The following is a 13005-nucleotide window of genomic DNA, read 5'->3' as shown; positions in this document are numbered from 1 at the left end:
TGGCAATATCCCGTGTTAAGACCATAATTGCAGTCTTGGTTTAAGAAGAGCCGTATGATGGGAGACTATCACGTACGGTTCTGTGAGAGGTTTAGGGGTGAAATTCCCCTTTACCTACTCGACATTCCCCCCTTAGTTTAGCAAACACACTTTTCACCGAGAGCATTTTATGATATGAAGCACTTTTAATTGGTAACTTAATATCGGGGAATACTCTAGGATATCACCAATAATTCATAATTGAATTATAGCATTGAAAATTATGATGAGGAGGAACATACCTTTCTAAATTTTAATTATTTTACATGCTGAACAAATACAGTGGCCCCCAAAGAGTAAGTGTTGGTTCTATAATTTTTGTTCTTTTCGAAATCTATAAGGGTAATATTGCCAAAATTCCCTTTCTGTTCTACAATGTGTATTATTTTTAGAATATTGGTATAGCTGCCATCCAGATTAAAACTATAGGTGTAATATTGGTTGGTACCCACGGTTGAAATATGTGGCCTGTTAAAATCCATGACTTTAACATCATTCTTTTTTGCTTCAAAATTTATTAACCGGAGTAAGTTATTTTGGAGGGAATTGTCGCCCATATCCATTTGGTTCAGAATAGAATCGTAAATTTCATTTTTCTGGGCCAATAATTGGGTGCGACGGGGAATGTCCTGCATCTCCCTTATTTCCGACCTTAAATCTTCTACCTCATTGTGCAACCCCATAGTTTTTGCAATCGCAAATTTATAGGAAATAATAGCAATTAATAAAATCCCTGAAATGAGCAGCTTGTTCTTGTTATTGATCTTCATGAAGTGTGATTTGGAATAAAAATGTGGAGGATTCTTTTGTTATATAGTCATAGTCCATGGTCTCTACCATGTCGATCCATGTTTTCTTTTCCAATGTTCCCAACCAAGCGGAATATGAAGTATCATCGATAGAAATACCCTTGACCAATATAGTGTTTTTCTCTAATTCAATTGGTTTCGAATCCCTCAAAGGCTTGGCCAAGGGAAGATATATTATTTGATCTAAAAGAATTCCCGGAGGAACTTCTTTACCTATCTGATCCAAGAAGTAGGTGGATTTGGAACTAGTCCCTGCATTCAACAATTCTACCCTATGTTCCTTATCCATGACTTTTGCCTCCAAATTTTCCAAAATATCCTTATCGGAAATATTTATGGCCACAAAACTTTTTAGACTTGTTATTTGATCATGGTAATAGTTGAATATTAAAAAGTTGGCTATCAAGAGGATTAGAAAAAATGCCAAAGAAAATTTTAGCGTTAAACTATAAAGCCTGTTGTTGTAGAAATTTGACCAAAGACAAGTCAATCTTTCGTTAAAATTGGAATAGGTTGGAAATCCACCTAAATGACCATATATATGTGAAAATGGCAATAAATATAAATTGGGGATCAGTAACCCATTTACATTATATGTATGTTTCTTACATGTTTTATTAGGAACAATTGTTGTGATCTGACCGTTTTCAACATTTAAATCGAAATTTGATACTGTAACCTTCTCTTCCTTCAGAAATGGGGTTATATTTTGGAAGGGGGAGACACCAAGGGAAAATCCGGACAACTGAGAGCTTGACTTCCCTAAATTATTTATCAGGCCGTCTATATTCTCCCTTTTTGAAATAGTAATTATGGGATTGCCATCGATTTGGGTTATTTGATAATAGAAATTATCAAGGTCCAAATTGGGAAAGGCATTGTTTACCAAAGTCTCGGGATTGGAATTATCGGAACTGTCCAATTGTTTGGTCAACACTTTCGAAGTATTGAGAGTGATGAAAAGGGGGCTATTTTTTTTTATATGCCCCTGTGCCTCCGCTAAGGTTGATAATTGGTAGGAATTTGTGATTAGAAGTTCCTTTTTTTTCTTGGTTACTTCAACAAGGGAATATCCTTCACTTCCATGAGTTTCATGAATTTCCACCCCAAAATATACAGGCCCTTCCTTTAAATATGTAGATATGGACTTAAACATTAATATATGACGGTAGGTTTTATAAGTATGGTAAGTTTTTGTTTGGTATCCTCTCTTTTTCTTTTACTGAACAACCATTTGATGACTGGAATCCTGGCTAATAAGGGAACACCATTACCGGAATCATTTTTTATTTTTTCTTCCAGTCCACCTAAAATGGCTAAATCCTGATTTTGCATACGAATAATAGAACTGAATTCCCTAGAGGTCAATCCAGGAGGGGCGTCTTCCTCAATTCTTTCACCACTAAAATCCGATTGTATAACATTTATGTCCAACGTTACCTGGCCGTTTCCAGAAACCAACGGTTTAATACTTACAGCGAGTTCTGCGTCTATGGGGGCATAATTTCTTGTTTCGGACGGTATCGGGTTCTGGGAACCAAAATAATTTTGGTTGGTAATTACGTAATATGTAGTCTCTCCAATAGATAAATTGGCCCTATGCCCATTTAAGGTAGATAACTTGGGAGTAGACCGGATTTTTAAGTTTCCATTCGTTTCCAATGCTTTTATTGTGGCAAAGAAATCCGGAACAACCTTGCCCATATTGAAGGAACCAAAGCCGTCAAATCCACCGATGACCTTGTTGATAGTATTGCCGTTCATCGTAAAATCTGTTTCTGGGAATAAATTTCCCTGTGTTTTAGTCGGTCCGTCTCCAATGCCCCAACTTATTCCGGTTTCTACGGTGGAGGATTTTTTAACCTCAATGATCATTACCTCTATCAGGACAACAGGAACGGGTTTGTCAATTTCTTCAATAAACTTTTTAAAGCGTACTATTTTGGAAGAGGGGCCGCTTATCAAAAAACTGTTGAGTTCGAAATCTATTTTAATGTCCAAATCAGCCTTAATATCGTCTGGCAGTATGCTGATTAACGCTTCGGTGGCATCATTATATGATCCGAAATCATGAGATTGGGTATTTAGGGTCCGTCGATTGGAATTAAATCCTTGTTGTCCGTTTTGATAATTATTTTGATTGTCCCCACCCAAATAATTTATGTTTGACATTTGTGTTCTCCCAGCAGAACGATATCCTCTATTCACGGAGGATGGATCGCTTAATAGCTCTACGGAACGATGCATCATTTGTACCACTTCAACATTTCGCACACTTAGCTGGTCGGTGGTGCCAAAAAAGTATATATTTTTTTCTTTTTTAAATGTGAATTTTTTATTGCTACCAATGGGGTTACTGCCCTTGGAATTGTTCTCTCTGGGGTTTTGTTTGTTGCTAGTAAAATTTGTTGTGTTCGAAATGTCATTTTCCTGCCCTTCAAAAATATACCTTAGTAAATCATCGAAGTAGATGCCTTTGGCCTTGAAGCTAATTTCACCGGCTTCATCCAAAGGGGTAGCTGTGTAATAGTCCAATCTCAAATCCTGGCTCAAATCGTGAACTATAGTTGCGATGGAATGGTTTTTTAAATCTACGTTCAAAAATTTATTAATTGTATCCAAGACCTCATAATGGGAATTGCTGCCATATCCCAATCTATTGTTCGGGGCATTCGGACTAATGTTATAGGGATTAAAAAGATGAAAATTATCCTTGGATTTGGAGTAGGTTAGAGTATTCATGTCGGCCAATTTTTCCATAGCTTTATCGAATGGTACATTTTTTAAATATAGTGTTATTGGATGTTTGCCTGTCCCATTGGCATACAATAGGTTCTCGCCACTTAGGTCCATTATTTTTCTAAAGACCTTTTCCATTGGGTCGCTTTTCAAATCCAATGTTAATTCTCTTTTATTGGAATCAAAGGTAATCTCAGGCTCTTTTTCGGGAATTTCAATAGGTGCAGGAACATACTTGGCAACATTAATAATATTTCCGGTAAAATCTATATCCAAACTATACTGCTTACAAAGAAAAACCAAAAGATCGGCTACGGAAACATCTGAGAAATTATTAATTATTGCAATATTTTGAAGATCGGGGGAAACCGTTATATTTAAGTTATGTACTTTGGATACCGCCATTAAATAATTGGGTAGCGTGACATTTGAAATATTAATTTCCAATTTCAGGTTTTCATGCAATTCGGAATTATCCATAGCAAATAGTTCCAATTGGTTCCTAATGTTTTGGATCCTTTTGGCTTCTTGTCCCATTAAATTAATGGCCAAGAAAAAGAATAAAAGAAATAATTTTTTTGTCATATTTTTAATCTGTTAGTAAAGTATATACTTCATCTATTGAAGTGGTTCCGTTGATAATCATCTGCATGGCATTGCTTTTCAGAGTATCAATTTTGTTCTTTTCCAAATATTCCGTTATTTCCAGGTGATTGCTCTTTATGGGTATTGATAGCTCATTGTTAATTGGCAAGATTTCATAAATGGCCTTTCTGCCACTATATCCGGTATGATGACAGGCATTACAACCAACAGCAATAAAATGGGTTTTTATACTCTTGGCCCAATGGATATTTTGGGGATATTTGGATCGTTCAATAGGCATTTCTACCTTACAGGACTCGCACAATTTTCTGATTAATCTTTGGGCTACACTTAATTTAAGGGTGCTTGCTATTAAAAATGAGGGAACTCCCATATCTATAAGTCTAGAAATGGTAGCCCAGGCAGAGTTGGTGTGTATGGTCGACAGTACCAGGTGTCCGGTAAGAGCTGCTCTTATGGCCATATTTGCCGTATTAACGTCCCTAATTTCACCTACCATGATGATGTCGGGATCTTGTCTTAAGAAAGTACGCAAGGTATTTGGGAAATCCAATCCAATATTTTCCTTTAGCTGAACTTGATTTATTCCTTCCAGGGTGTATTCAATGGGATCTTCTACCGTTAGAATATTGGTCTGATCATCGTTCAATTGCTTTAATGTGGCATAGAGGGTGGTAGTTTTTCCGGATCCGGTAGGACCCGATATCAATATTATACCATTGGGATTGCGTATTCCTTCGGTATAAAGTTTGAGCTCCTTCTTGGAAAAACCTAGATTGGTTAAGTCTAAGGCATCGGTATCTTTATTTAAAATTCTTAATACCAGTTTTTCCCCATGTAATGTTGGTAGCGAGGAAACCCTAATGTCAAATTCATTGCCATCCGCCTTTATAGTGATTCTACCATCTTGAGGAAGTCTTTTTTCCGCAATATCTAGATTGGCCTTAATTTTTATTTTATTTATGACTGTAGGATACTCATCCAAGGGTATATTAAAATATTCAATTAGTTTGCCATCCAATCTGAACCGGACCCTACATCTTTTTTCAAAGGGTTCAAAATGAATATCACTACTACCTATGTTTTTGGCATTGAACAATATTTTTTCGAGGAAATCCGAAGTGTAATGCAATTTATTATCGGCAGTATTCCCTTGGTTCCTATAATTGATGGACAACAATTTTTGCAATTCTTCACTCTCACAGCTTTTAAGATGAACAAGGGTGTCCAAAACTATCTGAAGTTCAGCTAATAAGCTTTCCCGATTTACGTTATCAGTTATAAAAGTAATACCTGTTTCGTCTTTTGCTAAGGGAACTATCCTGTAATGAAAAGCCTGTTCGGAAGAAATTAGAAGCTGTAGTTTGGTAGGTATTTTTACAATAGGAGAAACCATATTAAAAGACATATAAGTTGGGGGCCTTGGAAGAAAAACTAATTAAAAGAACAGCTATCAGATAAATCCCCATGTGCCCGGCCAGTGGCACCGAGTTCCCAACCTTTTTGTTTTTCTGGAATAAGGTTATAAAGAGGGAGGAAAATAGTGCTCCTACAAATAGTATAACGAAGGTGATTGCCGGAAATCCGACTGCAAGGGCATAGAAAAAAAATAGATCTCCCAAACCAAAGCTCACATCAAGGAATTTCCGTTTCATTATAAGTTTTGTATATAAATAGAGCAAAAGCAGTATGCCACTCACTATTAAAAAATTTATGGTGGCAAATGCCAAGAGTTGTTCCCATGTTGTGTTTAAAGAAAATAGGCCTAATAGCCCAATCGCCAATACAGGGAAGAGCAGCCATAATACGGCACGTTCCTTAAAATCTTGGTAGGCTATTATGGCACATACCGCTATGACGATCAATTTTAGCAAAATCATCAATCTTTGGTGATTTGCTTAGGATTTCCATGTTCGTCAATTTCCCATACGTTTAGAATTCCATCTCCGTCGAAATCGGTTACAGCCTCCGCCCTTGCCTTAAATGAATTGTTGTCTGCACTTATTATTTCGTAACGGTAATTTGCTGTACCATCATCTTTTACGGTTTTGGGAGGTATAAAATCCAATTCGTTCATATCGGAACTGTACTTGCTATTTAGATATCTGTAGGTGGTTTCCGCATTGTAAATCGCCTTAAGTTGGGTCTGGGCCTCAATACTTTTAGCCTTGGTAATTAAGGGCATTAAATTCGGAAGCGCCAATAGCAATAAAATCCCGATTATAGCCAGTACAATAAGGGTTTCCTGAAGATTGAGGGCAGGAATTTTTTTTAAGTAAAATTTTGGTTTCATGGTAGGTTTTTGAATTATACAGGTCCTGATATAACGGCCAAATTTTTCAAATATTACATGTTTATGTAATATATACTTACAACGGATGTAAGAACTGTATTTCATCGAATATTTAATAAAATGTTAAAATATTTTAAAAAAAAAATTTTAATTAGCAATTCAAATGTTAAAATTTAGTAAGATTTCATTTTAATAATAATAAGTTAAATCGGATTAATATATGAACAATTATTTTCTTCTTTCCCAATTTTTTGACAGTGTCCCAAAAGTTCTAAAAAGGTATTCAAAAGCGGGTTCAATTTTTATCTTATGCATGTTTGCCAATTGGGCAACATCCCAAGAACTATATATCGATGCCAATGCCGCTTCCATTACCAATGAAGCAAATTCTACAACCGGTTGGACAGGAGCGGCAATTATGACTGCTGACACTGCTGATCCCCATCATGGGAGCTACGCCCTTAAAATTGCTACTTTAGATGATAGGGGTGATCAGGAGGGTAGAAGGGCATCATACAGTTTCACTGCTATAATTGGAGATGTTTATAATATAACTTTTTGGGCTAAGCCGGGAACAGCGAATACTTCTTCCCCGGCGTTTGCTGGTTGGAGTGGTTTTTCGGGTGCCAGCACAGTAGTGATTACCGATCAGAATTGGACCCAATACAATTTTACAGTGACAGCTAGCAGCACAACGCCGATAATTAGAGTCTATGCAGGCACAAGCTTTTCCTCAGGTGGGTCTACAAGTGATTACGTCCTTGTGGATCGGATTTCCATAGAAAACCAGAATTCACCTGTTGCCACAAATATATTCCCTGATAATGGCAACGTGGGCATTGGTACCACCGATCCCGGTATCTGGAAACTTGCTGTCAATGGCAATATCAGGGCCAAGGAGATAAAAGTGGAAACGGCCAACTGGCCGGATTATGTATTTGCAAAGGACTATGAACTTCCTTCACTAGAGGAGGTGGAAAAGCACATCAATGATAAAGGACATTTAATTAATATTCCAACTGCCTTGGATGTTAAGTCCAACGGTATTGAGCTTGGTGAGATGAATAAATTGTTGCTTGAGAAGATTGAGGAATTGACTCTTTATCTTATAGATATGAAAAAGGAAATCATTGAATTAAAAGCCAAGCATAAAGAGTAACAATTTTATTTTCAAATGAATTTTTAAAAGTCAATCAATTATAGGTGAAAATCTCAAAATTTATATCCTATAAAACCGATATGTATAATAGAATTTAAATTCAATTTTTTTCTGAAAGAATTTCCCTTTTTAATAGAGTATAATTTTATTTAAATAGGAGATCAAAACTGAAAAATCAATATTTATGAAGGAATTTATTAGGATGATTGTAGAATCAGCAACATCAATAATATTTGGTTTGGTTGTATTGAGTTCCAATGCCCAAGAACTGTATGGCTATGCTAACGCAGCCTCAATAACGAATGAAGCAACCGCCGCAACCGGTTGGACCGGTACGGCTATAATGACCTCGGACGCCTCAGATCCTTATCATGGTAGCTATTCGCTAAAAATAGCTTCCATAGACGATCCTCAAGGGCAAAGGGGCTCTTATAGCTTCATTGCCGTTGTGGGAGAAACCTATATGGTAAGTACTTTGGCAAAACCTAGATCTACTGGTACATCGGCTCCGTCATTTACCAATTGGTCAGGGTTTTCTGGTACCAGCACTGTGGTAATTACCAATCCAGTTTGGACCAAGTATAATTTTACCTTACCAACTATTTAAAAACATCAAAGAATGAGAAAGTACTGGTTATTATCCACTGCATTCATTTTACTATTTGTTTCGTTTACGGGGCACGGACAGAATAATTTGATCGACCCCTCATCTTGGACCGTTGGAACGGGAGATATCAACGGATTTACCATTTATGGGGCAGGATCTGAGAATGAGCGAATTTTATACGATGATCCCTATGGGAATACTAGCGTTGTATGGGTTGCAAAACCAGAAGGTAACGGCACTTCTGATGGTGGTGTTTACAGCCCTTATGCAAACATAGATCCAGCTAAAACCTATCGTTTGTCCATATGGATTAAGAAAACGGGATCCCAAGAAGGAACCACTTATTTTGGACTGAATATTATGGATTCCCAAGGCCAACAGGTTGCCCAAGAGTTCATCAGCAATTCCATTAATTCAAATCCTTATTTTTTTCCGGGTCAAGATTTTCCAGAATTGGACAAATGGTATTTGCTTATTGCCTATGTACATCCAAATACATATTCGGGAAACTCCTTGGCAAAAGTTTATGATGGAGAGACTGGTCAGGAATTATCGGGACTAACTATCCTTGATTTTAAGTTTGGTCCAGGGGCTGTTAGAATACGGAACCGGGCATTACTTTGGGGGGACACCAATGTAGGCGATAAGCAATATTATTGGAATCCAGCAATTTATGAAGTCAATGGACAGGAACCTACTATCGAAGCGCTTTTGAATATCGACGTCGACAACGGTGGAAGTACCAATGTTTGGAGTACCAACGGCAACAATATCAATTTTAGTCTGGGTAATGTAGGCATTGGCACCACAGATCCAGGAACTTGGAAACTAGCGGTCAATGGAAAGATCAGGGCCAAGGAGATAAAAGTGGAAACTACATGGGCCGACTATGTTTTTGAAGATGGGTATAATTTACCCTCGCTTGAGGAAGTCCGCAGGCATATCCAAGAAAAGGGCATCTCATCAATATACCTTCTGCAGCGGATGTTGAATTAAACGGCCTCGAACTTGGTAAGATGAACAAACTGTTGTTGGAGAAGATCGAGGAGCTGACCTTGTATATTTTGATGCAGGAAAAGCGAATTTCTGAGCTGGAGAATTTAAAATAGCATAATCAGTTTAAAATACAGCGGTAATAACAAATGTTCGTAATTACTATGATTGAGTTAATCCTACTAAATAAAAATCATGATGAAAATAAAATTGACTGTCTTTTTATTGATATTAACCTTTACAACCACTTTGGTTTATGCACAGGATGAAATGGACTCTTTTTCTGACGTTATTCCACCCTCTCCTACGGCCCATTCACTAGGTGTTTACGGCCAGGTTCCTGTAGGAATGTTTACCGGTACTACCCAGTTTAATATTCCAATATATGAACTAAAATCAAAGAAATTATCTGTTCCAATTTCACTGAATTATGCCACAAATGGGGTAAAAGTGGATCAGATTGCCTCATGGGTTGGTATGGGTTGGGCTTTGAATGCGGGTGGGGTAATAACGAGAACCGTTATGGATAAAAAGGACGAAGGAAGTACTAGAATTCCATTTAATGATATCGAAACCCTGACGGATTTGAGTCTAAATGATATGGAGAATTTATTGTTTAATATTTCAAATCCAGACAGCAGACATGATACACAACCTGACATATACACCTACAATTTCAACGGTCAAAATGGGAAATTTATAATTGGATTAGATGGAATAATAAGAACGATTCCTCAGGGAGATCTTAATATTGAAGTGGTTACTTCTGTTCCTTACAGATACTTCATTATTACAACCAAAGAAGGTATCAAGTACTATTTTGGCGAAGAGCAGAATACATTGCCAGTGGCAAAAGAGCTGACGCAGCTTAGAAGTAACCAATGCAACAATGAACGTTCAATTCTTGAACAATATCATTCTGCATGGTACCTCACCAGGATTGTACATCCTTCTGGGGATGTTATTAATCTGAAGTACAAAGAAGGGATTGATTTGTGGACGGATTATGACGCTGGTATTTCTCAAACCTACAATAAGGGCTTATACACAAATAGCGGATGTTCAACCGCAGGAGTTGCAACGACTTGCGTAAGCAAATTATCAGTTAGAAATGCAGTTTTGGAGGAAATATCGACGGATAATGTCAAAGTTAAGTTTAACTCAACTCCTCGGGAGGATATTGAAGGGTTTAAACTGGATGCAGTCATTATTGAAAAGAATGGGATTGTCGGAAATTTACATCGGTTTGATCTTAGTTATGAATATGCAATTGGTTCTGGTCATGGGAATACGTGGTCGGACAATGCTACCAAAAGACTTTTCTTGAAGGGGATTTCTGAATCCGGAACTGGGTCGAATAACTTTAAGAAACATTTATTTGATTATTACAATTTGAATGAATTGCCAGAACGATTTTCATTTTCACAAGATTATTGGGGGTATTATAATGCAGCAAATAACGGGAATGACTTTACTTCTGTACCTGTGGGGTATAAAAATGATTTTCCTTCAAGCATTGATGCCGATCGAAATCCCAATAGAAATGTATCGTATTATGGAACTTTGAAAAGAATAACTTACCCAACTGGGGGGGTCTCTATGATAGAATATGAGCCACATTCCTACTGGGGTGAAGTAAGGGAATATGGCACAGGTAGTTTAGTGCCATATTATGCACAACTTACTAAGCATACTTTTGCCGAGCATGTTTATTCTTCGGACACAATCTCCATTCCTGCATTTCCAGAAACCATGGTGTTTCACGCAAAATTAAGCTGTTTAGACCCTGAGGGGAATCCCTGTGATACGGAAGAAGCCATTGCTGATGTTAAAATTAGGACGGGGACTGGGACATTGCTGTACACGATTTATTTGGAAAATGAATATACAGGTGATGCACCAGACTATAATCAATGGGTACCAAGCTATCCATTGCCAGGAGGCGATTATATTGTTGATCTGCATTTAAGTGAATCCTCCAATGCCGGAAAGCATTTCAAACTTGAAACTTGGTTCAGCTATTTGAATTCCCAAACCCCAATAACTGTGGAGAAGAATATTGAAACTGGAGGTGTGCGGGTTAAGAGGATAACGTCAAAAACCGAAGAACACTCTAAGCCCGAAGTCACTCGTTATTATTATCGAACCATGAACGATAGTATAAAGTCTACTGGGACCAAACCGATTACACCTGTAAATCTTAGGAAAATAACTAAGCAAACTCAGTCAAATGAAATAGTAGAATTGTATGATTGTGATAATTATATATTATCATCGAGTAGTATTAATAATATTTATGGTGTCGATGGTTATCATATCGCATATTCGGATGTTTTGGTAAGCTTAGGTGAAAATTTTCAAAACGGAGGTAAACATTATAAGTATAAAGCTACGACTAATACCTCAGGAATTGTCAAGAATATTAATGGGACAAGTGGCCCAGTAGCAAGTTCGGTTTATTCCAATACAGGGTGGGATGCAGGCCTTCTCTTACAAAAAGATGTTTTTAAAATGGAAGTTCCTTGGGATTTTACGACCCTAAATAGGGAAATCTATAAATATAAAAAGGAGGATAGGGTCAAAGATATAGTAAAAGGTGCCTTGTTAAGACAGAATTATTATCCAATCGGTGGTGTTCCTATAGGTGGTTATGCATATACATGTAAGGTATCCGATGTAGGTACAGCCAATAGAAGTTATTTTTATACCTGTACTACTCAGCACATACACCGCATGGCTGCCGGTTTTTTTTGGGAAGGTTGGCGATGCTTTTCCAAGGGTGCTAACAATGTGAAAATTTATCGAGATAATCCCTGTACCTATAAGCAACCAGGAGATATATGGTATAAATATGAAAATCTAAATAATTTTGATTTTATTCTATATGACATTATAATTGAATGGCAATATTTGGAAAGGAAGACAACCACTCAATTTGACGAAAATGGTCAGAATCCGATCACTATGGTTACCGATTATGAATATTCAAATCCGTTACACCTGCAAATGACAAAGTCTTCAATAGTGACCAGTAGTGGAAGTATCACGACCAAAAAAAACTATTATCCCTTAGATTATGATTATGAAAATAGTACTGTTTTTGACCCTTTACTTTCCAATGGTCAATTTGGCTTGCCTATAGAGATTAGAAATGAAGTAGATGGTAAGCTGTCCACAAGCCAACTGCTTAAATATAATGACAAGGGGCAGGTTACAGAAATTGATCAAACGGAAGAGGAAAAAGGGACTGTCGTTCCATGGGACTCTATTAACCCCTACTCCTATGGCGAGCCCCGGCTCAAAATCACGTATGATGTGGGTACGGGCAATATATCCAGTACAGAGAAGGATAAAGGAACGGTTATCTTTTATCTATGGGCCTATAATGACCAATTTCCCATTGCCAAAATTGAAAATGCAGTTAAGACCGATGTTGACAATGCACTCTCTACGGCCTTGGGCTCTCTAACCTCGACCTATGCTACTACGGACGCGCTGTTGACCAGTCTTGATGATATCCAGGGGAATGTTGCCCAACAAGTGGTGTGGAGGAATTTCAATACCGCATTGAGATCCGGCCTTTCGGATGCTATGTTGACCACTTACACTTATGATCCACTGGTAGGGGTAACCAGTATCACGGACCCCAAGGGCTATACCATTTACTACTCCTACGATAGTTTTAATCGATTGAAGGAAGTCCGGGATTCGGAAGGCAATTTAGTGACGGACTATGAATACTATTATAAAACCAAGTAAT

General features: G+C 37.4%; 10 protein-coding genes. 4 read left to right on the top strand and 6 right to left on the bottom strand.

The window, feature by feature from the left end:
* Nucleotides 1-296 precede the first annotated feature (296 nt).
* From QSE00_RS23110 to QSE00_RS23085, 6 genes are read right to left on the bottom strand one after another with little or no spacing between them, the layout of a single operon-like run.
* Nucleotides 297-809 (bottom strand): hypothetical protein, encoded by a 513-nt coding sequence (locus tag QSE00_RS23110; RefSeq protein ID WP_286107696.1) that lies wholly within the window; start codon nucleotides 807-809, stop codon nucleotides 297-299.
* Entirely contained in the window at nucleotides 796-2004 is a 1209-nt protein-coding gene (locus QSE00_RS23105) for a hypothetical protein (RefSeq protein ID WP_286107695.1), read from the bottom strand. The genes QSE00_RS23110 and QSE00_RS23105 overlap by 14 nt, the downstream gene beginning before the upstream one ends.
* Nucleotides 2004-4172 (bottom strand): type II secretion system protein GspD, encoded by a 2169-nt coding sequence (locus tag QSE00_RS23100; protein WP_286107694.1) that lies wholly within the window; start codon nucleotides 4170-4172, stop codon nucleotides 2004-2006. Before QSE00_RS23100 ends, QSE00_RS23105 begins: the two co-directional genes overlap by 1 nt.
* Nucleotides 4173-4176: 4 nt before the next feature.
* Nucleotides 4177-5589 carry a GspE/PulE family protein gene (locus tag QSE00_RS23095; protein WP_286107693.1) on the bottom strand — a complete coding sequence of 471 codons (1413 nt, stop codon included), beginning with the start codon at nucleotides 5587-5589 and terminating at the stop codon, nucleotides 4177-4179.
* Nucleotide 5590: 1 nt separating this feature from the next.
* On the bottom strand, nucleotides 5591-6073 hold the full coding sequence (locus QSE00_RS23090; RefSeq protein ID WP_286107692.1) for a hypothetical protein: 483 nt from the start codon (nucleotides 6071-6073) through the stop codon (nucleotides 5591-5593).
* The gene (locus QSE00_RS23085; RefSeq protein ID WP_286107691.1) at nucleotides 6073-6486 is read right to left on the bottom strand and encodes a general secretion pathway protein GspG; all 414 of its coding nucleotides are present in this window, start codon (nucleotides 6484-6486) and stop codon (nucleotides 6073-6075) included. The genes QSE00_RS23090 and QSE00_RS23085 overlap by 1 nt, the downstream gene beginning before the upstream one ends.
* A gap of 220 nt (nucleotides 6487-6706) precedes the next feature.
* Between QSE00_RS23085 and QSE00_RS23080 the strand changes: the two genes are divergently transcribed.
* The 4 genes from QSE00_RS23080 to QSE00_RS23065 all read left to right on the top strand — a co-directional run bounded on the left by QSE00_RS23080 (nucleotide 6707) and on the right by QSE00_RS23065 (nucleotide 13004).
* On the top strand, nucleotides 6707-7645 hold the full coding sequence (locus QSE00_RS23080) for a hypothetical protein (protein WP_286107690.1): 939 nt from the start codon (nucleotides 6707-6709) through the stop codon (nucleotides 7643-7645).
* 184 nt (nucleotides 7646-7829) lie between these two features.
* The gene (locus QSE00_RS23075) at nucleotides 7830-8252 is read left to right on the top strand and encodes a hypothetical protein (RefSeq protein ID WP_286107689.1); all 423 of its coding nucleotides are present in this window, start codon (nucleotides 7830-7832) and stop codon (nucleotides 8250-8252) included.
* Nucleotides 8253-8264: 12 nt separating this feature from the next.
* Nucleotides 8265-9248, top strand: a complete 984-nt coding sequence (locus QSE00_RS23070) for a hypothetical protein (RefSeq protein ID WP_286107688.1) — start codon at nucleotides 8265-8267, stop codon at nucleotides 9246-9248.
* Between the two features lie 192 nt (nucleotides 9249-9440).
* On the top strand, nucleotides 9441-13004 hold the full coding sequence (locus tag QSE00_RS23065; RefSeq protein WP_286107687.1) for an RHS repeat domain-containing protein: 3564 nt from the start codon (nucleotides 9441-9443) through the stop codon (nucleotides 13002-13004).
* The last annotated feature ends 1 nt before the right edge of the window (nucleotide 13005 follow it).

Origin of the sequence: Arenibacter flavimaris (assembly GCF_030291335.1) — a bacterium.
GTDB lineage: Bacteria > Bacteroidota > Bacteroidia > Flavobacteriales > Flavobacteriaceae > Arenibacter.
Note: the sequence above shows the minus strand (reverse complement) of the source record. Positions and strands in the feature narration are given on the sequence as shown.